This window comes from Rhodococcus sp. NPDC059234 (assembly GCF_042754225.1).
In the GTDB taxonomy this organism is placed as follows: Bacteria; Actinomycetota; Actinomycetes; order Mycobacteriales; family Mycobacteriaceae; genus Rhodococcus_G.
The window spans coordinates 46,439-73,404 of record NZ_JBHZAH010000001.1 but is presented as its reverse complement, the minus strand read 5'-3'; the positions used below and the strand labels follow the sequence as shown (position 1 = coordinate 73,404).

General features: G+C 69.5%; 1 protein-coding gene. It reads right to left on the bottom strand.

All coding sequences use genetic code 11. The features are described from left to right. Window positions 1-13: 13 nt before the first annotated feature. The gene (locus tag ACFXGJ_RS00215; protein ID WP_378615236.1) at window positions 14-26,881 is read right to left on the bottom strand and encodes a non-ribosomal peptide synthase/polyketide synthase; all 26,868 of its coding nucleotides are present in this window, start codon (window positions 26,879-26,881) and stop codon (window positions 14-16) included. Window positions 26,882-26,966: the final 85 nt, after the last annotated feature.

Below are 26,966 nucleotides of genomic sequence, written 5' to 3'. Positions count from 1 at the left end.
CATCGGCAAGTTCTCAGGTACGAGCGGAGAGGGCGTGGGCGAGTACCGGCCCGATGATCGCCAGGACGGGCGGTTCGATCATCTCGTTGTGCGCGCAGTCCACGGGATGCTCGTCGATCCGGCCGCTCACGAGCGGCCGCCATTCCTGCGGCGACCGCACCCGAGTGGCGCCGCCGTCGCCGTCGCGCGTGGCCGTGAAGACCAGCAGGTCCCCGTCGTACATCCGAGGGACGAACCCTCGGCCGAGGCGGGTGGAGTTCTCGTAACCTGTCTGGATCCGTTCGAGGTCTCGCTCTCGTACACCCGGCTCCGTCCCGAACGACTCGCCCAGCACCCGCGCCGCGCGCTCGTAGGTCATCACACCGCCGGTGTCGATTTCGAGTCCCAGCCCGCGCAGGAGGTCCCCGATGTCGAGCTCGCCGGCCGGCGGTTCGTCGCCGTTGTCGGGATAGCTGTCCATCACGGCCAGTGTGGCGATCTCGTCACCCGACCTCTGGAGTTCGACGGCCATCGCGTGCGCGATGACCCCGCCCAGTGACCAGCCGAGCAGGTCGTACGGGCCGGTGGGCGCGACGGCCTTCATCTCCTCGACGTAGCGGCGTGCCAGTTGTTCGATCGACCGGTAGTCGCCGTCGCCGCTGATCGTGGGCAGCTGCAGTCCGTACACGGGTCGATCCCGCGGTAGGTACGGCACCAGACCGGCGTAGCCCCAGGACAGTCCGATTCCCGGATGCACGCAGAACAGCGGTCTGCCACTCCCCTGTGCGCGCAGCGGAAGCACGACGGCGAATGCCTCGTTCACCTCCGGGCTGGGCGTCGGAATGTCGAGTCGGCGGGCGATTCCGGCCGGGGTTGGGTCGAGGAACATCCACTGCAGCGGAACCCTCCGGCCCAGTTCCGCCTGCAGCCCGCTGACGATCCTGGTCGCGAGCAGGGAGGTCCCGCCGAGCTCGAAGAAGCTGTCGGCGGTGCCCACCCGGTCCACCCCGAGCACTCTCGCGAACGTGTCGACGACGACGCGCTCGGTTTCGGTGCTCGGTGCCCGGAACGCGGCGGCGGTCGAACCGAACTCGGGCGGGGGCAACGCCTTCCGATCGAGCTTGCCCGCCGGCGTCATCGGAACCTGGTCGAGCACGACCACCGCGGAGGGCACCATGTGTGCGGGCAGGTGCTCGGACGCATAGGTGCGCAGTTCCGCAGGCTCCACCTCCTGCCCGTCCCGAGCCCACACATACGAGGCGAGCACGGTGTGACCCGATGGGCCGGTGTGGCCGACGGTCGCAGCCAAGGCAACCGCCGGATGACCGGCGAGGACGGCATCGATCTCCCCGAGTTCGATGCGGAATCCGCGAACCTTGACCTGGAAGTCGCTGCGGCCCAGGTACTCCAAGGTGAGGTCGCGCTTCCACCGCACGATGTCGCCGGTCCGGTACATCCGGCGTCCCAGTTCCCCGAAGGGGCACGCGACGAAGCGAGTCGACGTGAGCGCCACCCGATTGTGGTAACAACGCGCCATACCTGGCCCGGCGATGTACAACTCGCCGGGCACACCGACCGGGACGGGCTGCAATCGCTCGTCGAGCACCAGGAATGCGAATCCCAGCGCGGGTGCCCCGATGTTCACTCCCTCGCCGGGACGCATGGGAGCGCTGACACTCGCCTGGACGGTGGTCTCCGTGGGCCCGTACCCGCTGTGCAGCCGACGGCCTGGGGCCCACTGCGCCACCACCTCCGGCGGGCACACCTCACCCACCAGGTCGAGGACACGCAGTGAGTCGAGTCCGGCGTCGCCGAGGGCCGCCAGCGCGGTCGGCGTGATGGTTGCGTGGGTCACCCGCTCGCGACGGAGCAAGTCCGCCAACTCGGCGCCCCCGACGACGGTGGGCGGGACGATCACCACCCGCGCCGATGCGCTGAACGCCATCATCAGCTCGAACACCGAGGCATCGAAACTCGGTGACGCCAGCTGCGACACCCGGGACTCGTGCGTGACCTGGAACCGTTCGCGCGTTTCGGCGGTGAAGTTGGCCAGGCCGCGGTGCGTGACGGTCACTCCCTTCGGCCGTCCCGTCGACCCCGAGGTGTAGATGAGATAGGCCGGGTGAGCGAGATACAACGGACTCGCCCGGTCCCGGTCGGTGACCGACGCCGACGACATCCCCGCCACCTGCTCGGCAAGGTCCTCGTCACCCAGCACCAGCCACGGAACCGCGTCGGGCAGGCTGCTCCGACTGCCGCTCACGGTGAGCCCGAGCGCGGCCCGGCAATCGGTGAGCATGTAGGCGAGGCGCTCGCGCGGGTACGCCGGATCGACCGGCACGAAGGCCGCACCCGCCTTGGCGACCGCCCAGATCGCGACCACCGCCTCGATCGAGCGGGGTATGCCGACCGCCACGAAGGTCTCCGGTCCCACCCCACGGCGGCACAGGACCCGTGCCAGCCGGTTGGACCCCTCGTCGAGTTCCCGGTAACTGACCCGACGGTCCTCGCAGGACAGGGCCACCGCGTCCGGATCGAGTGCGGCGGCGGCCGCCAGCAGGTCGGGCCACCGCTGCGGGCGCACTTCCGGCCGGCCGCTGGCCGGCGCCATCGCGCTCCTCTCCGCCTCGTCGAGGAGGGGGAGATCGCCGACCGGCCCGTCGGGGTTCACGGTCACCGCGTCGAGTATCCGCACGAATCGGTCGGCGAATCCGCGGACGGTGTCAGCATCGAAGAGATCGGTGGCGAAGTCGACGGCGCCGTTCATCCCGGCCGGTTCGCCGTTCGCGTCGAACTCCTCCGCCAGGAGGAATTCGAGATCGACCTTGACGACGTCGAGCTGGGGGTCGATGCCACGGACCTCCAGTCCCGGCAGCGTCGGTACCGGTCGCTCGTTGTTCTGAAACTCCAGCGATACCTGGATGATCGGCGAGAACGCCGTGGATCGCGTCGGCCCGACCGCCTCCACCACACGCTCGAAGGGAACCTCGGTGTGCGCGAACGCCCCGAGGTCTACCTCGCGGCAGTGCGCCACCACGCACGTGAACGACTCGCCCGCCTGCACCCGGGTCCGCAGGGCCAGCGTGCCCACGAACATGCCGACCAGATCGTCGAGGACCGGCTCTCCCCTGCCCGCGATCGGCGTTCCGATCACGACGTCGTCGGTGCTGCCGAGTCGTGCCAACAGAACGGCGAGCGCGGCGTGCACGGTCATGAACTCGCTGGAGCGGAGGCGTCGCGACAGGTCCCTGATCCGTCGGTGAAGGTCGCGGTCCACGGAGAAGTGGACGCGTGCACCGCGGAAGGACTGCTGGGACGGCCGGTCCCGGTCGGTCGGTAGTTCCAGCAGATCGGGCATGCCCGCCAGCGCCGTCCTCCAGTAGTCGAGCTGCTCCGACAGCAGGGACTCGGGGTCGTCGTCCGATCCCAGCAACTCCCGTTGCCAGAGCGCGTAGTCGGCGTACTGCACCGCGAGCGGTGCCCACTCGGGAGCGCCGCCACCGACCCGGGCGCCGTACGCCGTCATCACGTCGCGCACCAGCGGGACCATGGAGAACCCGTCCGCCGAGATGTGATGCACCACGACGGCGAGTACATGCTCGGTGGCGGAGAGTGAGAACAGTCCGGCCCGCAACGGAAGCCGCTCCGTGACATCGAATCCCGTCGAGACCAGCCGGGCCAGCTCGTCCCGCAGTCGGCGCTCGTCCGGGACGGTGACGGGGATCAGCGTGGGCACCGCCCCCTCGGCGGGCAGTATCCGCTGAACCGGCCAGTCCCCGCGGATCGGGAACACCGTACGCAGTGCCTCGTGCCGGGCGATCACATCGACGAGCGCCGAGTTCAGCGCCGGCACATCGAGTTCACCGCCGAGCCGCACCACGATCGGGATGTTGTAGACGGCCGAGGCGGTGTCGAGCTGGTTGACGAACCACATTCGCTGCTGAGCGAACGACAGCGGAATGTTCCGGGGCCGGGTGCGGGGTGCGAGGGCCGGGCGTGCGGACGACCCCGCGCCGGCGTGCTCGATCCGCGCCGCCAGCGATGCGACCGTGGGCGCCTCGAACAGATCACGCACCCGACAGCCGGTTTCGAGCAACGCTCGCAGCCGGGCGGTCACCCGGGTGGCGCTCAGGGAGTTGCCGCCGAGGTCGAAGAAGCCGGCCTCGGCACCGACGCGTTCGAGTCCGAGTACCTCCGCGAAGACGTCGGCCACCGTTTCTTCGACCGGACCGACCGGTGCCCGGTATCGGCTCGTCCCGGAATGCCGGTCGGGCTCCGGCAGTGCGGCGCGGTCCAGCTTGCCAACGGCAGTCAGCGGAAGGCGCTCGAGCACCGTGATCGAGGACGGCACCATGTGGGACGGCAGGCGGTCCGCCAGTCGCCGGGCGAGTACGGCGGTGTCGAGGGAACGACCCGGCGTCGGCACGACGTAGGACGCCAGCAGGGTGTCACCGGTACGCCCGCGATGCGCCAGGGTGGCCGCGAACCCGACGTTCGGCTCCGACATGAGGGTGGCGTCGATCTCGCCGAGTTCGACCCGGAACCCGCGCACCTTCACCTGGAAGTCGCTGCGGCCCACGTATTCGATGCGGTGGGCGGCAGTCCACCGCACGATGTCCCCGGTGCGGTACATCCGTGTGCCCGGGTGAGAGGGATCGGCAACGAACCGCTCGGCGGTCAGTGCGGGCCGGCGGTGGTAGCCGCGGGCCAGGCCGATCCCGGCGAGGTACAGCTCGCCGGGAACTCCCACGGGGACCGGTTGCAGCCGGGTGTCGAGCACCAGTTCCGTCACTCCGCGGATGGGGCCGCCAATGGTGATCGGTTCCCCCGAGACCATCGGATCGCTGATGTTGGACATGATGGTCGACTCGGTCGGTCCGTAGGCGTTGTACAACCGACGGGCCCCTCCTCGGGTACCCGGGAAATCGGGGACTCCTCGGGAACTCGGGCGGTCGGATACGACCCAGCGGGCGACGAGTTCGGGTGGGCACGCCTCGCCGCCGAACACCAGGTCCGTGAGATGGTCCAGTCCGGCAGGATCGAGTGTCGCGAGCGCGGCGGTGGTGATGAAGGCGTGGGTGACCTTCCGCTCCTCCAGGAGTCGCGCGAGTTCCTCGCCGCCGAACACGGTAGGCGGCGCGATCACCATCGTCGCGCCTGCACCGAAGGCCTGCAGGTACTCGAACACCGACCCGTCGAAACTCGGTGTGGAGAAGTGCAGAGTGCGGGACTGCGGGGTCGCCCCGAAGCGCTCGAGCTGGTCGAGTGCGAAGTTGTCCAGTCCACGGTGGGTGACCACCACGCCCTTCGGCTCACCGGTGGACCCCGACGTGTAGACGACGTACGCGGCGGTGTCCAGAGTGACCGGACCGATTCGATCGTCGTCGGTCACGGGCGCCGCGCACATCTGTGTCCATTCCGTGGCGAAGTCGGGTTCGTCGAGAATCAGCCAACTCGCGTTGTCGGGCAGACGGCCTCGATGCTCGGTCGTGGTCACAGCGACGGTGGATCCGGAATCGACGAGCATGCGGGTGATGCGCTCGTCGGGGTAGTTCGGGTCGATCGGCACGAACGCCGCCCCGGTCTTCGTCACCGCCCACACCGAAAGCACCGAGTCCAGGGAGCGCGGTATCCCGACGGCCACGAAGGTCTCCGGGCCCGCCCCGCGGGCGATCAGCGCGCGGGCGAGTCGATTCGACCGCTGGTCCAGCTCGCCGTAACTCACTTCGGCGCCGCAGTAGGACAGTGCGATCGCGTCCGGGTCCAGAGCGGCGGCGGCCGCGAGGATCTGCGGCAGCGTCCGGGTCGACCCGCCTCGGCGGCCACGGACGGGCACCAGGTCGGCGCGCTCCCGGTCGACCAGCAACGACAGCGCGGCCAGCGGCTGGTCCGGCCGAGTGCAGGCGTCGAGCGCCCGCACCACGCGCCCGGCGATGCCTTCGACGGAGCTCCCGTCGAAGACGTCGGGCAGGTACTCGAATTTCAGTCGCAGACGAGAGTCGACCGATGCCACCAGGCTCAGCGGATAGTGGGCGGCGTCGCGCGCGCCGACCCGGTCGACGCGCATTCCGGCGATGTCGGTATCGGTCGTCAGCCCGGCGCGGTCGACGGGGTACGACTCGAACACGGTCAACGTGTCGAATCCGACCTCGGGCCCCGCGGCGTGCTGAATCTCGGCCAGCCCGATGTAGTGGTGGTCCATCAGCGTCGCCTGCTCGGCCTGCACCCGGTCCAGCAGAGCCCCCAGAGTCTCGTTGGGGCTCAATCTGATCCGGACGGGAAGTGTGTTGACGAACAGTCCGATCATCGTCTCGATGCCGGCCAGCTCGGGCGGCCGCCCGGAGACGGTGGCCCCGAACAGGACGTCGTCACGGGCGGTCAACGTACCCAGCACGATCCCCCAGGACACCTGGACGAGGGTGTTGACGGTCAGTCCACGCGAACGTGCGACGTCGCGCAGACGGGCGGTGCGATCCTCGTCCAGGTCGAACACCCACTCCTGGGGCGTGGTGGACAGCCGCCGTGCCCGGTCCGCGGGAACATTCCCCGGCGCTCCGGCCCCGGTTGCATTCCCCGTCGCTCCGCTCGCCCCCGCCGCGAGCAGCGTCGGACCGTCCACCCCGGCGAGAGCCCGAGCCCACACCTCGAGGGCGGCGCCCCGATCTCTGTGCTCCATCCACGCCAGGTAGTCGCGGTACCCGCGCACCTGCGGCAGCGCCGACGGGCCCGAGTCCGTGGCGTAAAGCGTCAGCAGCTCCTTGACCAGCAGCGGCATCGACCAGCCGTCGAGAAGGATGTGGTGGTTGGTCGACACCAGCCGGTACCGGTTCTGTGCGGTCGCGATCAACATGAACCGGATCAGCGGGGCGCGTGTCATGTCGAACGGGCGAACCCGATCCTCGGCCAGCAGTCGCTCGACCTCGGCCGCACCGTCGTCGTCAGTCCTCAGATCGACCTCGCGCCAGGGCGCCTCCACCCCCTCCCGCACGACTTGGACGGCGTCGCCCTCGGCGTCGTGCAGGAAGGCGGTGCGCAGGTTGGGGTGTCGGCTCAACACGGCATCGGCCGCGCGGCGGAGGCGACGCGGATCCACCTCGCCGTGAAGGTCGAGACTCACCTGCACCAGGTAGGCGTCGACGGACTCGTCGGCGAGCTCGGAGTGGAAGAGCAGGCCGGACTGCAGGGGCGACAACGGCCACACGTCGGTCAGGTCGCGGCAGCGGCTTTCGATCTCCTCGATGGCCTCCTGCCGAAGTTCGACGAGGTCGAAATCCGACGGCGTGAACCCGCGGGCGCCCGCCTCCGCCTGCGCGGCGAGGGCGGCGAGTGCCTGCACCCAGAGCTGGGCGAGCTCCTCGACGTCCTCGCGGCGCAGGACCGCCGGCGGATAGGTCCACGTGGAGTGCAGCCGCGCGCCGTCGCCCGCGTCGACGGTGATCGCATTGACGTCGACGACGGCCGCGACGGGCATGTCGGCATTCGATTCTCGCCGTAGTCCGGGTTCCTCGATCGGCACCCAGCCGGCGGTGTCCTCCGTAGCGGCCCGACCCACTGTGCCGAGGTAGTTGAAGCTGACCTGGGGCGGCGTCGGCGACGAAAGGACCCGAGCCGTCTCGCTGTTCAGGTACCGGAGCAGACCGAAACCGATGCCGTGGTCGGGAACGGCGAGGAGTTGTTCCTTGACGGACTTGATTGCGGCACCGGCGGACGGGCCTCCGGCGAATGCGTCGTCGAGGTTCACACCGCGCAGATCGAGTCGTACGGGGAATACGGTGGTGAACCAGCCGATCGTGCGGGAGAGATCCGCCCCCGGCACCACCTGCTCTTCACGACCGTGACCCTCGAGGCTCACCAGCGCCTCGGTGAGGTCGACGTCCCGGTCTCCCCGCCATCGGATCAGCGCCATGGTCAGCGCGGTCAGCAATCCGTCGCCCACGCCGGTGTGGAAGGCCTGCGGCAGGGTCGTCAGGAGCGACTCGGTCAACGCGGAGGGGACGCGCACCTCGACGTCCGCGGCGGTGACGGCGGTGTCCGACGCGGCCACCGGGCGCGACCCCAGCGGCGGGTCGGGCCCGTCCAGAATCCGCTGCCACAGCCCGAGTTCGGCGATGCGGTGCGGGTCGCGCGCGGCCTCGCCCAGTGCATCCGACCACCGGCGCATCGACGTCCCCACCGGCTGCAGCGCAGGTACCCTGCCGGCCCGAGTGTGCTCGCAGGCGGTGGCGAGGTCGGGAATCAGGATCCGCCAGGACACACCGTCCATCGCCAGATGATGGACGGCGATCAGCATCCGGCCCGGACCGTCGCCCGCGTCGAGCCACACGACCTGCATCATCACGCCCGACTCGGGGTCGAGCCGATCGAGCGCGGCGTCGAGTTCGGCGCCGAGATCGTCCACCCGCCCGCAGCGGACCACCACGGCCGCCGGCACCGACCCTTCCGCCTGCACCTCCAGCGACCAGCCCTGTTCGGCGCGGGAGTTGCGGTGCAAACGCGCCCGCAGGAGGTCGTGCCGGTCCAGCACGGCCTGCACGGCCCGCGTCAGGGTGTCCACGTCCAGCGTCGCGGGCACCGTGAACAGTGCGGTCTGCGAGTATCGGCGGAAGTCCCCGCCGCGGCCCAGCATCCACGCCGCGACCGGTGTCAACGGGACCTCCCCAATGCCCCCTCCGGGCAGCTCGCCGAGGACCACCGCCTGGTCACCCGTGCCGGCCGTCTCGGCCAGCCCTGCAACGGTTTTGCGTTCGAAGACGTCGCGCGGCGAGATCAGTACCCCCGCGGCCTTGGCGCGGGTGGCCAGCTGGATGGACATGATCGAATCCCCGCCGATGGCGAAGAACGAGTCGTCGACGCCCACCGAGTCGAGGCCGAGTACCTCGGCGAACACCCCGGCGAGGACGCGTTCCGTCTCGGTGGCCGGGCTGCGACCGGCCGTCACCCGCTGCCCGAAGTCCGGTTCCGGCAGCGACTTCCGATCGAGTTTGCCGTTCACCGTCAGGGGCACCCCGTCGATGACCACCACGGCTGCCGGCACCATGTGCGGCGCCAGTCTCGCCGCGACGGCGTCGACGATCGCCGCCGAGTCGATCTCGACGCCGGCCTCCGGCACCACGTACCCCACCAACCGATCGTCCAGCTCAGCCACCGCCGACTGCGCCACCCCGTCGCAGGCGAGCAGCGCCGACTCCACCTCGCCGAGTTCGATCCGGTAGCCCTTCACCTGCACCTGGAGGTCGTTGCGGCCGAGATACTCCAACTGCCCGTTCCGGTTCCACCGGCCCAGGTCACCGGACCGGTACATCCGGGCCCCGGGCGTGAACGGGTCGGCGACGAACCTCGCCGCCGTCAGCGCGGGCCGGCCGAGGTACCCGCGCGCGACCTGCGCACCGGAGACGTACATTTCCCCGACCACGCCCGGCGGCACCGGATGCAGTCGTCCGTCCAGCACGTAGACCCTCAGTCCCGGCAGGCCCCGGCCGACGACCGACGCCGACTCCGCCGCCGCGAGGTTCCGGTCGATCGGCAGATGGCTGACGTGCACGGTCGTCTCCGTGATGCCGTACATGTTGACCAGGACGGGCGCGGCGCCGCCCCGACGTTCGTACCAGCGTCGCAGCTGCCCGAAATCGAGGGCCTCCCCGCCGAGGATCACGTATCGCAGGGACAGTCCGGTGCCACCGGCGAGGCGATCCGCCTCCACCAGCTGGTAGAAGGCGGTGGGGGTCTGATTGACGACCGTGACGCGTTCGTCACGCAAGAGGTCGCGGAACTTCTCGGGCGAGCGCGCGGTGAAGTAGTCCACCAGCACCAGTCGGCCGCCGTGGACGAGCGCGCCCCACATCTCCCACACCGAGAAGTCGAACGCCGCGGAATGGAACATCGTCCACGTGTCGGCGGGGCCGAATCCGAACAGCGTCTGTGCGTTCGCCAGCAGCGTGACCACGTTGCGTTGGGTGACCTCTACGCCCTTCGGCCGCCCGGTGGAACCCGAGGTGTAGATCACGTACGCCACCGCATCCGGGTGCAGGGGACGACGACGGTCCTCGTCGGTCACCGGCAGCGGCGAGAACTGCTGCAGCGCATGCACGGTCTCCGGATCGTCCACGACCACCGCGGGAATGCCGGCGGCGTCGAAGGTCTGCGCGTCCGTGGTCGTCGTGAGCACACACCGCGGCCGGGCGTCTCCGAGCAGGAATCGCAACCGCTCCGTCGGCGACGCCACGTCCACCGGTAGGTAACCGGCGCCCGACTTCACCACTGCCAGGAGCGCAACCACCAAGTCGATCGACCGCGTCATGCCCACGGCCACCAGCGTTTCGGCGCCCACACCCTGCACCATCAGCAGTCTCGCGAGCCGGTTCGCCCGCCGGTCCAGTTCCCGGTAGGTCGTCGATGCCTCGCCGCAGCGCACCGCGACCGCGTCGCCGACCGCTGCCACGGACCGATCGAACAGCTCCACCAATGACCCGTCGGCTTCCGACCAGTCCACACGGCCGGTCAAGAACTCGAATTCGGCCGCGCCCAGGATGTCGATGTCCCCCACCGGCACTGCCGGGTCCGCGGCCACCGTTTCGATGACGCGTACGAATCGTTCCGTGAGAATCTCGACGGACTCACGGTCGAACACGTCGCTCGCGTACCGGAATCCCGCGCTGATCCCGGCCGGCTCCCCGCGCTCGTCGACCTGCTCTGCCACACTCAGTTGCACGTCGAACTTCGCCACGTCCAGGTCGACGTCGAGCGACTGGACGGCCAGCCCGGGCAGTTCCAGGCGGGTGCGGGTGGCGTTGCCGAACTCGAGCATCACCTGGAACAGGGGTGAGTGCGCAGTGGACCGTTCGGGTGCGAGTTCGTCCACCAACCGCTCGAAGGGAAGGTCCGCGTGCTCGAACGCACCGAGGTCCACCGACCGCACCTCGGCGAGCACATCGGCGAACGACGATCCTGGCGCCACCGGAGTTCGGAGTACCAGTGTGTTGACGAACATGCCCACCACATCGTCGAGTGCGGCGTGTCCCCGGCCCGCGATCGGGGTGCCCACCACCACATCGTCCGATCCCGACACCCGCTCCAGCAACACGGCCAACGCCGCGTGCACCACCATGAACAACGTCGAATTGCTCTGGCGCGCAAGTTCGGCGAGAGCGTTGTGGACGGCGCGCGGGATGTCGAAGGTGACCACGTCGCCGCGGAAGGACCGCTGCAGGGGCCGCGGGCGGTCCAGGGGTAGCGGCAGCACCTCCGGGAGGCCCGACAACGTCCGGGTCCAGTAGGCGAGCAGCCCGGGAAGCACCGAATCGGGCTGCTCCTGCGTGCCGAGCAACTTCCGCTGCCACAGGCTGTAGTCGGCGTACTGCACGGTCAGCGGCGCCCAGCCGGGTGCCTGCTGCTGCGTGTGTGCGGTGTAGGCGAACATCACGTCCCGCGCCAGAGGCGCCATCGAGAAGCCGTCGGCTGCAATGTGGTGCACGACGATGGCGAGTACGTGCCGCTCGGGGCCGAGTCGCAGTAGGCGGGCCCGGAGTGGAAGGTCCTCGGTGACATCGAATCCCACACCGAAGAACGCGGCCAGCGCGCCTCGAAGCTCACCGTCGGCAACGGGCACCGGGCTCAGGTCGGGAGAGGCGGGCGCGGAATCGACGATCACCTGCCGGGGCCCGTCGACGGAGCCGGGGAACACCGTCCGTAGCGACTCGTGGCGCTCGATGACGTCCCCGAACGCAGCCCGCAGTGCGCCCGGGTTCATCACTCCGTCCAATTGCAGGGCGATCGGAAGGTTGTAGGCCGGCGACGAGGTGTCGAACTGATTGACGAACCACATGCGCTCCTGTGCGAGCGAGAGGGGAATTCGATCGGGCCGCGATCGTGAAATGAGGGGCCTCGCGGCGAGCGCCGGGGAGGCTGGACTCGTCGTCGCGGTCGACTCGATCGCGACGGCCAGATCGGTCACCACCGGTGCATCGAACAATGCCGCGACACCCAGGTCGCTGCCCAGCGCGCTGTTGATCCGTGCCACCGCTCGGGTGGCGCTGAGCGAGTCCCCTCCGAGTGCGAAGAAGCTGTCGTCCGCGCCGACCCGGTCCATGCCGAGAACGTCGGCGAAGACCGTCGCCACCGCCTCCTCCGCGGGGGTGCTCGGGGCGCGGTTCGCGGTCGTGGTGAATTCCGGCACGGGCAGCGCTTTCCGGTCGAGTTTGCCGTTCGCAGTCACCGGCAGTTCCGGGAGCACGACCACCACCGAGGGCACCATGTACCCGGGAAGCGCGGCTGCGGCGGTCGCGAGCACGGCCCGCTCATCCACCACCTTCCCGTGCGCCGGTGTCACGTACCCGGCCAGATGGTCCCCGGCCGCCCCGCTGCCGAGCACGACGACCGCCTGCGCCACACCCGCGTGCCGCCGCAGCGCCGCCTCGACCTCCGCAGGCTCGATGCGCTGACCGCGCAGCTCGACCTGGAAGTCGGTTCGCCCTAGGTATTCGAGCTGCCCGCCTGGCAACCACCGCACCAGGTCCCCGGTGCGGTACAACCGCGCACCCGTGACATCCCCCGTCGCTCCGCCCGCCCCGCCCCCGAACGGATTCGCGACGAACCGGTCCGAGGTCAGATCGGGGCGGCCCTGGTAGCCGCGAGCCAATTGCACACCGCCGAGGTACAACTCCCCCGCGACGCCGACGGGCACCGGGCGCAGGCGGGTGTCGAGCACATACGTCTGGGTGTTCCACACCGGCGCCCCGATCGGCACCGTGGCCTGCTCCCGCCGGCGGTCGTCCGGGCCTGTCGCGTACCACGTGACGTCCACCGACGCCTCGGTCGGCCCGTACAGATTGTGCAGCTCCGCCCCGCTGGCGCCGTGCATCCGTGCGACCGTCGGTGGCGCCAGCGCCTCACCGCTGGCGAAGACCCGGCGCAGCGAGCCACATCGCCCGATGTCCGATCCGGCCAGAAACACCTCGAGCATCGACGGAACGAAATGCACGGTGGTGACCGACTCCTCTCGGATCACCCGCTCGAGATACACCGGGTCGCGGTGGCCGTCCGGCTTCGCGATCACCAGCCGGGCACCGGTTTCCAACGGCCAGAACAACTCCCACACCGACACGTCGAAGGTCACCGGCGTCTTCTGCAGGACCACGTCCTCCGACGTCAGCGGATACCGGTCCTGCATCCACAACAGGCGGTTCGTGATCCCCGCATGCGGCACCGCGACGCCCTTGGGCCGGCCGGTGGAACCCGACGTGAAGATGACGTATGCCGGATTTCGCGGATCGAGCGGTGCCACCCGGTCCCCGTCCCGCACCGGGGCGGCCGAGAGCCCGGACACATCGAGGGTGTCCAGCTCGACGACGGCCGCCGCGTCGGGCACTCCCGCGCGATCCGCGGTGGTGGTCACGATCAGCACCGGGTCGGCCGTCGCCACCACGTACTCGATGCGCTCGGCGGGCTGATCGGGATCGATGGGGACGTAGGCACCCCCCGCCTTGATCACCGCGTAGATCCCTACCAGCAGGTCCACCGACCGGCGCACCGCGACGCCCACCAGCGACTCCGGACCCACGCCCGCCGAAATCAGATGCCGGGCCAACCGGTTCGCGCGGGCGTCGAACTCCGCATACGACAACACGATCCCGTCGAACGTGACTGCCGGCGCGTCGGGGGTCCTGGCGACCTGCGCGTCGAACAACTCCGCCAGCGTCGTGTCCGGCACCGTGTGCGCCGTCGCGTTCCAGGTGTCGAGAACGAGGTCCCGCTCGCCCGGTGCGAACAGGTCGACCGCACCGACGGCCGTGCCCGCGTCCCGTGCGACGGTCACGAGGATCGCGGTCAGCCTCGCGGCGAGCCGGGTGGCCGCACTCCGGTCGAAAACTCCCGGCTGGTACCGCAGACTCAGCCGCAGTCGGGGTTCGAGGACCGACAGCAGCGTGAGGGGGTAGTGGGTGGCGTCGCGGGCGTCCAGGCCGGTCACACGCATCCCCGCGACGTCGGTGGTCTCGTCCAGCCCGGAGGTGTCGATCGGGTACGACTCGAACACGGACAGCGTGTCGAACAGATTTCCCAGACCGACGCGCGACTGAATCTCGCCGAGGCCGACGTGGTGGTGATCGAGCAGCGCTGCCTGTTCTGCCTGCAGGCGGGCGAGGAGTCCGACGAAGGTCTCGTCCGGGTCCACCCGGACCCGCACCGGCAGGGTGTTGACGAACAGCCCCAGCATGTTCTCGACACCGTCCAGTTGCGGAGGACGACCCGAGACGGTGGCACCGAAGACGACGTCGTCACGCGAGAGCAACTGGGAGAGCAGCACCCCCCACGCCGCCTGCACCACCGTGTTCATCGTGACCCCGGCCCGCTCCCGAACGGCGGCGAGCGCCTCGAGCACCGGCGCGGACAGCGCAATGTCGACCTCGCCGGGCACGCCGGAGCGTGCCGACGTCGCCCGCGCCGCCAGCAGCGTCGGCTCCTCGAGCCCGGCCAGCGCCTCCTCCCAGGCGCGGATCGACGCGCCCGTGTCGCGGTTCGCCACCCATTCCAGATACGTGCGATACGACGGTGGCTCGGGCGAACAGGCCGGGTCGTCGTCGGTGTAGTGCGCCAGCAATTCCCGCACCAGCAACGGCATGGACCAGCCGTCCAGGACGATGTGGTGGTTCGTGACGGCCAGCACGAAGCGCTCCGGGCCGGTGCGGATCAGCGTCAGCCGCAGCAGCGGCGGTGTATCGAGGTCGAACCGGGCGGTGCGGTCCTCGTCGAGTAGTCGTGCGAGTTCCGTCGGGGCGGCCGACCCGTGGCCGGTCAGATCCACCTCCCGCCACGGCAGCTCCACCGCGTCGACCACCAACTGCGCGGGTGCCCCGTCGTCGTCGTAGACGAACCCCGTCCGCAGATTCGGGTGACGGGCGACCAGTGCGGACGCGGCGGCGCGCAGACGCCCGGCGTCGACCGCACCCGCGAGGTCGATGCGAAGCTGTGCCGTGTACACGTCCACCGACGCCGCAGCCAGAGACGCATGGAACAGCAGCCCCGACTGCAGCGGAGACAGGGACCAGACGTCCCGCAGCGCCGGGAACCGGGACTCCCACCGCTCGATCTGCCGCTGACTCACCGTCACCAGCGGAATGTCGGACGGCGACAGTCCGCCCGAACCCGGTCGGGCCGAATGCCTCGCGAGTCCGTCGAGGGCGCGGCGCCACAGCTTCACGAACGCCACCACCTCGGCCTCGCGCAGCACCTCCCGGGGAAAGGTGAACGTCGCCCTCAGACGCGGTCCGTCCGGGCGATCCTCGACGACGGCGTTGATGTCGATCACCGACGCGACCGGCATGTCGGGGTTCTGGGTTCCACCGAACTCGCCGCTGCCCTCAACCGGCTCCCAGTCGCCCGGTCCGCTCGTCGTGCTCACCCGCCCCAGATAGTTGAAACTTACTTGTGGACAAGGGAATCGGCTCAGGGTCTCCGCAGCCTCACTGTCGAGGAAGCGCAGCATTCCGAAACCGATCCCGTGATCCGGAATCGCGAGCAGCTGCTCCTTGACGGCCTTGACGGCCTGCCCGGTCGCGCGTCCCCCCGCGATGGCGTCGTCGACGTCGATTCCGGTCAGATCCAATCGCGCCGGATACCGGGTGGTGAACCAGCCGACGGTGCGGGACAGGTCCGCGCGGCCTTCTCGGGCGAAGCCTCGGGCATCTGTTGCGACGACGCTCTCCTCGCGACCGTGCCCCTCGAGGTCGATCAGGGCGTCCGACACCGGAACACCCCGTTCCCGTCGCCATGCGATCAAGGCCAGTGCCACGGCGGTGAGCATCCCGTCCACCACGTTTCCGTGGAACGCCCGCGGCAGTGTGGTGAGCAACGCACCGGTCACGCCCGGCGGCACCGCGACGGCGACGGTACCGACGGTCGCGTGAACGTCCCGCGTGGGATCCAGCGGGCGCGCACCGATCAGCGGGTCCTGACCGTCGAGGATCCTCTCCCACAACGCGAGTTCGCCCGTTCGTTGCCACACTGCATCGCGCAGGCCGTGCGACCACCGCCGCATCGACGTCCCGACTGCCGGTAGCGCGGGAGTCCGACCGGCCTGCAGACGGCTGCATGCCGACGCGAGATCCGCGACGAGAATGCGCCACGAGACGCCGTCGACCACGAGGTGATGCACCACCACGAGCAGTCGCCCGGCGTCGTTCGGGACGTCGAACCAGACCGCCCGCACCATACCGGCGGTCGCCGGATCCAGGTGGTCCGCCGCTGCGTCGAGTTCGCTGGCCGCGAGCGAGGTGAAGTCGTCTCCCTCCACCGTGTCGACCGGCACCCGACGCACCAGCGCGTCCGCCGGAACCGATCCGGTCGGCAGCACGTCCATGCCGTCTGCGAGCAGACGCGCGCGGAGCATGTCGTGCCGGTCGCGTAGCGCCTCGACGGCTTCGGCGAGAACCTCGAACGTGAGACCGGCGGGGGCAGTCAGCAACAGCGCCTGCGAGAACCTGTCGAGCCGTCCACCGCTCCGCCCCGACAGCCATCGCGCGACGGGTGTCAACGGCATGGGGCCGACGCCACCGCCCGGCAACTCGTCGAGCACCACCGCGCCGACATCGTCGAACCTCGCCCACTCGGCGAGACCGGCAACGGTTCTGCGATCGAACACGTCTCGGGGAGAGAGGATCACGCCGGACGCTCGCGCGCGGGCCACCAACTGGATCGACATGATGCTGTCGCCGCCGAGGGCGAAGAACGAGTCGTGTACACCCACCGAGTCCAGTCCGAGGATCTCCTCGAACAGCCCGGCGAGAAGCTTCTCCGTCTCGGTTCGTGGTGGGCGGCTCCCCGGCACCGCGGCTGCGAAGTCGGGCGTCGGAAGGGCTGTGCGGTCGAGCTTTCCGTGGACAGTCAGCGGAAGCGATCCGAGTGTCACCAGCGCCGTCGGCACCAGGTAGGACGCCAACCGGCCGCCGACGAAGTCGAGGACCGCTGTCGAATCGATCGTCGAGCCGGGTTCGGGCACCAGGTAACCGACCAGCCGATCCCGGCCGCCGTCTCCGTTCCACGCGACCGCCACGGCCTGTGCGACATCGTCGTGTGCGAGCAGTGCCGACTCGACCTCGCCGAGTTCGATGCGGAAACCCCGGATCTTCACCTGGGAATCGGTGCGCCCCAGATACTCCAACTGTCCGTCGGTCGTCCAGCGCGCCCGGTCGCCGGTGCGATACATCCGACTTCCCGCCGGACCGTAGGGATCGGCGACGAAGCACGAGGCCGACAGCGCGAAGCGCCGGTGGTACCCGCGCGCGAGTGCGGGACCGGCGAGATACAACTCCCCCGGCACCCCCGCCGGTACCGGGTGCAGTCGCGGGTCCAGCACCACTTCCGCGAAACCGAGACAAGGCGTGCCGATGGTGACCGGCGCCGCCGGCACCAGCGCGGCGCTGATGCTCGAGACGACCGTCGCCTCGGTCGGACCGTAGGCGTTGAACATTCGCCGCCTCGCTCCCCCGGTACCCGGGAGTTCGGTTTCCGCCCACCTCGCGACCAGCTCGGGAGGACACGCCTCCCCGCCCGTCACCACGCACCCGAGGGTGGCAAGGCCGGCCGGATCGACCGACGCCAGCGCCACCGGCGTGACGAAGCAGTGTGTGACCCCTTCGGAGTCCAACAGCCGGGCCAACTCGGCACCGCCGTACAACGACGGCGGTGCGATCACCATGGTGGCTGCCGCGCCGACCGCCAGCAGCAGCTCGAGTACGGATGCGTCGAAGCTGGGCGACGCGAAGTGCAGCGTTCTGCTCTCGGCCGTCGTCGCGAAGGTCCGTCTTTGCTGCGCCGCGAGGCTCGCCAACCCGCGATGCGTGGTCACCACGCCTTTGGGTCTGCCGGTCGAGCCCGAGGTGTAGATCAGGTAGGCCGGGTTGTCGACCCGCACCTTCGATATCCGATCGTCATCGGTGACCGGCGATGCCGGGTGGTTCGACAGCTCGTCCTCGACCTCCGGTTCGCCCAGCACCAGCCACGGCACCGTGTCGGGCACCGCGCCGCGATGCGCCGATACCGTCACGCCCCACGTGGCACCGGAGTCGGTGAGGATGTAGTCGATCCGGGCAGCCGGATGACTCGGATCCACCGGAAGGAAGGCGGCCCCCGACCTGGCCACCGCCCACACGGCCAGCACGGAGTCGACGGACCGCGGCAGGCACAGGGCGACCACGGATTCCGGCCCGACACCGCGCTCGATCAACATGCGGGCCAACTGGTTCGAGCGCTCGTCGAGATCGGCGTAGCGCACGTCGCGGCCTTCGAAGACCAACGCCACCGCATCCGGATCGCGCGCGGCCGCGCCGGCCAACAGATTTGGCAGCGTCCGTGCCGCCACTGCGGCGTCGCCGCGCACCGGGGTCAGTCCGGCGCGCTCCCGGGTGCCGAGGATGTCGATGTCTCCCACTCGGGCGGTGGGGTCGGCAGTGACCGCCGCGAGGATGCGCTGTAGTCGCGTCGCGAACCCGATCGCCGTCTCCTCGTCGAAGAGATCCGTGGCGTAGCCGAGAGATGCTGCGATCCCTGTCGGGTTGCCGCCCGAATCCACCCTCTCGGCCAGAGTCAGCTGCAAGTCGAAGTTGATTGTGTCTGTCGAGACGTCGACGGGCCGGACCCGCAGATCCGGCAGTTCCAGGGTCGGGCGCTCGATGTCCTGGAACTCCACCATCGTCTGGAAGAGCGGCGAGTACGCGGTCGACCTGGACGGATCCAGGACCTCCACCACCCGTTCGAACGGCACTTCCGCGTGAGTGAAGGCACCCAGATCGGCTTCCCGGACGGCGCCGAGAAACTCCGAGAATGTGGCTCCCCCGTCGACGTGGGTGCGCAGCACGACCGTGTTGACGAACATGCCCACCATGTCGTCGAGTTCGCGCTCACCACGACCGGCCATCGGCGTCCCGACGGCGATGTCGTCGGAACCACTCAGTCGTGCCAGCATGATCGCCAGCGCGGCATGCAGCGTCATGAACACCGTCATGTTGTGTTCCCGCGCCAACCGCACCACCCCGGCGTGCACCTCCGGACCGAGCACGAACTCGACGTGGCCGCCGCGGAGCGACCGGACATCGGGGCGTGGTCGGTCGGTCGGCAACTCCAGCACTTCGGGCAGGTCCGACAGTGTGGTGGTCCAGTAGGCCAACTGTCGCGACAGGGGCGACTTCTCGTCGGATTCCGAGCCCAGCCACGCACGCTGCCACAGCGCGTAGTCGGCGTACTGCACCTCGAGCGGCGCCCAGTCCGGTGCCGTGCCGTTCACTCGCGACCCGTACGCGCGCATCACGTCCCGTGCCAGCGGCGCCATCGAGAAACCGTCTGCTGCGATGTGATGCACCACCACCGCGAGCACGTGCACGTGCTCGTCGACCCGCAGCAGGCGCGCGCGCAGCGGGACCTGCTCCGTGACGTCGAATCCCGCCGACAGCACTCGCATCGACTGTTCGTGGAGCTCGGCCTCCCCCGACACACCTATCGGAGCGAGGTCGGGCACCGCGCCCGTCGCAGAGAGGATCACCTGCCGCGGACCGTCGGCGGCGAGTGGGAAGACGGTGCGCACGGCCTCGTGTCGCTCGATCACGTCGGCAACTGCCGCCTGTAGGGCATCCACGTCCAGTCGACCCTCGAGCCTGAGTGCGAACGCGACGTTGTACGCCGAGGAGGAGGTGTCGAACTGGTTGACGAACCACATGCGCTGCTGGGCCGGCGACACGGGCACTTCCGCCGTACCTTCCCTCGGTATCAGCGTCGGGCGGAGCTCCGGCCCGTCCCTCGACGCCGCCAGCCGTGCCAGGCCCGCCACCGTGGGGGCGTCGAACACGTCGCGAACACCGATCCGGTTCCCGACGGCTTCAGCGCCCGAAGCTCCGCCCGAGGTGGCCGCATTGATCCGCGCCACCAACCGGGTCGCGATCAGCGAGTTCCCGCCCAGCGCGAAGAAGTTGTCGTTTCGGCCCACCCTCGTGATCCCGAGCAGGTCGGCGCACACCGCGGCCACGATCTCTTCGATCGGGGTGCGAGGGGCCACGAAACCCGCTGCCACGGAATCGAAGTCGGGCTCCGGCAGCGCGGCGCGGTCGACCTTGCCGTTCGCAGTCACCGGAACCGCCTCGAGCACGACCACCACCGAGGGCACCATGTACGCGGGCAGCCAGGTCGCGGCGGTCGCGAGCACGGCCCGCTCCTCCACCACCTTTCCGCTCACCGGCACCACATACCCCACGAGACAGTCACCGGCCGGACCCTCGCCACATAGCACCACCACCGCCTGCGCCACGTTCTCGTGCCGCAGCAACACCGCCTCCACCTCACCGAGTTCGATGCGCTGACCCCGCAGCTTGACCTGAAGGTCGTTGCGGCCCAGGTATTCGAGCTGCCCGCCCGGCAGCCACCGCACCAGATCACCCGTGCGGTACAACCGGCCGCCGGGGGCGACGAGTCCTTCGGTGCCGCCGAACGGATCGGCCACGAACCGGTCCGCCGTCAGATCGAACCGTCCCCGATACCCGCGGGCCAGCTGGACCCCGCCGAGGTACAACTCCCCCGCGACGCCGACCGGCACCGGGTGCAGCCGGGCGTCGAGCACATACGTCTGGGTGTTCCACACCGGCGCCCCGATCGGCACGCCGACCGTGTCCGCATCGGTGACCTCGTGGAACGTCACGTCCACGGCTGCCTCGGTCGGACCGTACAGATTGTGCACGCCGACGCCGGGCACCAGCGCACGCATGCTCGCCGCCGTCCGCGCAGGCAACCGCTCACCCGAAGCGAACACCCACCGCAGGCTCGCGCATCCGGCCGCCGACGGCTCCGCGGTGAACACCGCCAACATCGACGGCACGAAATGCACTGCCGTCACCTCGTGCTCGGCGATCGCGCCCGCCAAGTACGCCGGATCCCGATGACCGTCCGGTCGGGCGATCACCAACCGGGCGCCCACCAGTAGCGGCCAGACCAACTCCCACACGGACACGTCGAACGTAACCGGGGTCTTCTGCAGCACCGCATCGGTGGCGTCCAACGGATACCGGTCTTGCATCCACATCAGACGATTCACGATCGCCGCGTGCGTAACCGCTACGCCCTTCGGCCGCCCCGTCGACCCGGACGTGAAGATCACGTAGGCCGTGTTCCCAGGGCGCAACGGCGCGATCCGATCGAGATCGCGCACCGGGTCGGACGACACCGCGGACACGTCGAGCTTGTCGAGCTCGACGACCGCCACGTCCGCGGGCACCACCGTCCGGTCGTCGGTGGTGGTCAGGACCAGCACCGGAGCGGCCGTCGCCACCACGTGCCCGATCCGCTCGGCCGGTTGATCCGGATCGATCGGGACATACGCCCCGCCCGCCCCGAGCACCGCATGGATCCCCACCAGCAGGTCGACCGAGCGCGACACCGCGATGCCCACTGTCGACTCCGGACCCACTCCCTCCGAGATCAGGTACCGGGCCAACCGATTCACCCGGGCACCGAACTCCGCGTACGTCAGCACCAGGTCACCGCACACCACCGCCGGGGCCGCGGGAGTGCGGACCTCCTGCGCAGCGAACAACGCGGCCAGTGTCGTCGACGGCACCTCGTGCGCCGTCGCATTCCAGGTGCCGGACAACAACTCCCGCTCACCCGGCCCGAGAATGTCGACGTCACCGACGGGAATCTCCTCATCGGCGGTGATCGCCTCGAGAATCCGGACGAACCGCTCGCCGAAGCCCGCCACCGAGCCACGATCGAACACGTCCGAAGCGAAGGTGAACCCCGCGGAGACGCCGGCAGCGGTCCCCGACTCGTCGTACCGCTCCGCAAGCGTCAGCTGCAGCTCGAACTTGGAGACACCGGTTTCGATGTCGAGGACCTCCACCGCCAGCCCCGGCAACTCCACCCTGGGCGCTTCCGTGTTTCGGAACTCCAACAAGACTTGGAAGAGTGGTGGGTACGGCGCCGAGCGACCCAGCGCGAGTGCGTCCACCACGCTCTCGAAGGGCACCGCCGTATGACCGAGCGCCTCCAGATCTGCCTCCCGGGTTCGGGAAAGCACTTGGGCGAACGTCGCTTCGGGCTTCACCGCCGTCCGCAGTGCCAGCGTGTTGACGAACATCCCCACCAGGTCGTCGAGTGCCTCCTCGCCTCGCCCCCCGATCGGCGTCCCGATCGCGATGTCTGTGGACCCACTCAGCCGCGCCGACATCACGGCCAGCGCCGCGTGCATCACCATGAACATCGTGGCGTCGTGTCGACGGGCGAGCAGGAGGAGCCCCCGATGCAGGTCCGCGGGCACCGAGAACGTGACGGTCCCGCCCCGCATCAGCATCGACCTGTCCGCGGGTCTCGGTCGATCGAGTGGAAGGTCGGTCGCGGCGGGGAGGCCGGACAGTGTGGTCTTCCAGTACTCCAACTGCTCCGACATGGTGCTGTCGGGATCGCGCTCACTGCCGAGTACCGCCCGCTGCCACAGGCTGTAGTCGGCATACTGCACCTGGAGCGGTCGCCAGTCCGGACTCTGCCGCCGTACCCGCGCGGCATAGGCGACCGTCAGATCGCGGGCGAGCGGTGCCAGCGACGCCCCGTCCGCCGAGATGTGGTGGACCACCAGCAGAAGGACGTGCTCGCGGGGACCGGTGCGGAACAAGGCGGCACGTACGGGCACCTCTGCGCTCACGTCGAATCCCCGAGCGGCCATCTCGGCGATGCGCGCGCGTACCGCCTCGTCGTCCCCGGCCCCCCTCGGCGCCAGATCGAGGACCACCCGCTCCGGTGGCACGATCACTTGGCAGGCTCCGTCCGCCGAGGCCGGATACACGGTGCGCAGCGACTCGTGCCGTTCGAAGACATCGCCCACTGCCTCACGGAGCGCCTCCGCACGGAGGGTCCCGGTCAGGCGTAACGCCATCGGAATGTTGTACGCCGGCGAGGATGTGTCGTACTGGTTGAGGAACCACAGACGTTGCTGTGCAAGCGAAAGCGGGATTCGGTCGGGGCGCCGTCGTGCCACCAGGCTCGCGCTGTCGGGGCGCCCGGCGTCGGCGCGCCTGGTCCGCGCCGCCAATGCCTCGACCGTCGGCGCCTCGAACAGGGTCCGCACACCGACGTCGACGCCCAGCGCAGCGTTGACGCGCGCCACCACCCTGGTCGCCACCAGCGAGTTTCCCCCGAGGTCGAAGAAGCTGTCGCCGCGACCGACCCGTTCGGTACCCAGGACGTCCTCGAACACCCGCGCAACGGCCTGCTCCACCGGATCGGCGGGAGCACGGAATCCGGTCGCCGGCGACGGGAACTCCGGTGCAGGCAAGGCCGCGCGGTCGAGCTTTCCCACCGGCGTTATCGGCAGCTCGTCCAGAATCACCACGGCAGCCGGGACCAGGTACGACGGCAGTTGCGCGGCGGCGTAGTTCGTCACCTCGGCACCCGTCAGCTGCTGCCCGGCCGCCGGCTGTACGTACGACACGAGCACCGGGTCACCGGCAGGTGCCGTTCGCGGCATGGTCACCGCGGTCCGCACTCGGGGATGGCGGTGGAGGACCGCGTCGATCTCGTCGGGTTCGATCCGGAAACCACGAACCTTCACCTGGAAGTCACTGCGGCCCAAGAACTCCAGCGTGTGATCGGCGCGCCAACGCACCACGTCGCCCGTTCGGTACATCCGGTCACCGGGACCACCGACGGGGTCGGCCACGAACCGTTCGGCCGTCAACGCCGCCTTGCCGTGGTACCCGCGTGCCAGGGCGTCGCCCGAGACATACAGTTCCCCGGCGACGCCGACCGGTACGGGATTCAAGCGCGCGTCGAGGACGACCTCGTTGCAGCCGCGAAGCGGAACACCCAGCGTGACGGGTCCGTTCGGAGACATCGGAGCACTGATGTTCGTCATGACGGTCGCCTCGGTCGGACCGTATGCATTGCACAACCGGCGGCCCGGCGCCCACCGCATCACCAACTCCGGCGGGCAGGCCTCACCCCCGAACACCACGTCCTGAAGGTCGGAGAGCCCTTCGTCCGGTTCGATCGAGCCGAGCGCGGCGGTGGTGATGAATCCCTGGGTGACCCGCGCCGACCTCAGGAGCCGGGACAGCTCTTCGCCGCCGTAGATCGTGGGCGGGACGATCACCATGGTTGCGCCGACGCAGAGGGCGTGGAGGTACTCGAACACGGACGCGTCGAAACTCGGCGACGAGGAGTGCAGCGTCCGTGACGTCCGTGACGCGCCGAACAGTGCGCGCTGCTCGGCGACAAGGTTGTCCAGGCCACGGTGAGTGACCGCAACGCCCTTGGGCCGGCCGGTGGAGCCGGACGTGTAGATCAGGTAGGCGGTGTTCGCCCGGTGCAGCGGCCGGGCCCGGTCGGTGTCGGTGACGACCGACACCGGCTGCGTCGCACAGTGGGACCGGAACTTCGCGTCGTCGAGCACCAGCCACGGGGTCGTGTCCGGCAGCCGCGAACGCTCGGCGGACACGGTCACGCCTACCGCGGCGCCGGAATCGCGCAGCATGTAGTCGATGCGATCGGCCGGGTAGTTCGGGTCCACCGGCACGAATGCCGCCCCCGACTTCGCTACCGCCAGCATCGCCAGGACCGACTCGATCGAGCGGGTCATGCCCAGTGCCACCGAGTTCTCCGGGCCGACGCCGCGGGCGGCGAGGACGCGCGCCAGCTGGTTCGAGCGCTCGTCCAGTTCTCGGTACGTCACCTCGACATCGCGACACGAGAGTGCGGCACCGGCAGGATTGGCTCGGGCGGCCAGGTCGAACAACTCGGGCAAGGTGTGTTCCGAGTGGCCCGGTGCGCCGCGCGCGGGAAGAAGTGTGGCTCGTTCGGTGTCGGAGAGGAGGTCGATGTCGCCGACGCGGATCCACGGGTGGGATGTGCCCGCCTGAAGGACTCGACGGAACTGCTCACCGAGCCGACGTACCGTTTCGGCGTCGAACAGATCGGTGGCGAACCCGAGTGATGCCGTGATGCCCGCCGGGTTGCCGTTGGCGTCGAAGACTTCCTCCGCGGTGGCCCGCAGGTCGAGTCGGCCGATCTCGGGGTAGGGAGTCGCGGTGGTCTGGGACCCGTCCCGACGCTCGAACAGCACCTGGACGATCGGCGCGTACGCGGGCGACTCGCGGGCCTCGAGCACCCGCGGCAGCTGCTCGAAAGCGACGTCGCAGTGCGCGAATGCCTCCCGGTCGGCGTCGCGGACGTGGCCGAGGAGGTCGGCGAAGGACATGCCCGGTTCGACACGGCTCCGCAGCACCACGACGTTGTGGCCCTCCTCCACCGTGGCCGGCGTTCCTACCGCGACATCCGCGCCGCCCCCGACCCGGCTCAACAGAACGGCGAAGGCCGTGTGCAGGACCGCGAAAGAGGTCGCGCCGTGTTCGTGTGCGAGCGCGAGCACGCGGCGATGCGTGTCCACGTCGATCGGGAACTCGACGCGGTCCCCATCGAGCGATTGAGTGGGGGGCCTGCCCCGATCGGACGGCAGGTTCAGCAGTTCCGGAAGCCCCGTGAGCCGTTCGCGCCAGTAGGCGCGTTGCTCCGCCTCGAGACGCAGCCGCTCGCCTTCTCGGGCGCTCGCCCCGTGGATCGTCGCGAGGGCGGTCGTGGGGTCTGCCGCGACGAACTCTTCGAGCAACTCGACGAACTGACGGTGGTACCGGCGCAGCGCCACATCCTCGTAGCGGTTCGGATTCGCCCGGAAGTCGACGAAGATCTTGGCTGGTGTACCTGTCGGGTAGACGTTGACCAGGAGATCTTCCACTGGACCGGACGTGACGATGTGGTACTCGCCGACCAGGGGGCCCAACCGTATGTCCTGCCGGAAGAGCATGACGTTGACCATCGGTCCGTGGAGCCCGGCGTGATCGCGCGTGCCGACGTCGCGTCGAATGTCGTCGAGACTGCACCGCTGATGCCGCAACGCGCCCGTCAGCGCGCCCCCGACCCGCGACACGAGGTCCGTGACGGTGTCTTCCGGTTCCACCGAAATCGCCAGCGGCGCGACACTGACGATCATGCCGCCGGAATCGCGCAGCACCGACGTTGTCCGGCCGGACATCGGAACCTGCACGAGGACAGTGGTTCTCGCGGTGCACCGAGACAGGAAGCAGGCGAAGGCGGCGATGGTGGTGACGGCCGCGGATGCGGTTGCCTGCCGGTCGGAAGCCGGCAGGAGCCCGGCGCGAGCCGCCTCGGAGAGGACTGCGCTCACGACCTTGCTGCCTGCGAGTGCCGGCGCAGGGCCGTGCGCCAGAGTCGATCCTTCGGAGGTCGCGAGTCGCTCCGCCCAGTACTCCCGATCCGCCACGAACCGTTCGGAGGATCGATAGCGGGCGTCGATGTCGCACAGTTGACGGAGGGTGGCGGCTCGGCACGGATCCGGGTCGCGACCCTCCAACGACGCCGTATACCGGTGCGCGATGCGGTTGAGCATCGTCATCGCGGCGTATCCGTCGAGCGCGACGTGGTGGATGCGGCTGTACCACAGGAAGTGCGACGTTCCGACGCAAAGCACAGCAGCCTTGAAGAGTCGATCTGAACCGAGCGCGACCTGAGTCTGGTAGTCCCGGTCCATCCATCCGTGTGCGGCTGCGACCGGGTCGGCCTCACCACGGAAATCGATGAAGTCGATCGACACATCGGTCGACTGGTCGACGTACTGCATCGGTTCGCCGTCGACCTCGATCACCTTGACGAAGGGCGACTGGAACTCGCGACCCGCGGCGACGGTTTCCCGGCGCAACAGGTCGATGTCGAGATCCCCGTGCAGTTCCACGTACTGCGCCACCGTGATCGGCACCGCGGGTTCGAGTTGCTGCGCAAACCAGGTCGCACGCTGCGCCGCCGACAGCGGGAAATTCACCGCGTCTGTGATCTGCGTAGCCGGCCGCGGGGCATCGACGGGCTTCACGGCGGTTCCTCACCGTCGGCCGTCCGCGCCCGGTGACAGTGCGGTCGCCTCCCCGTCCGAACTCGCGAATGCGGGAGCCGGAAGC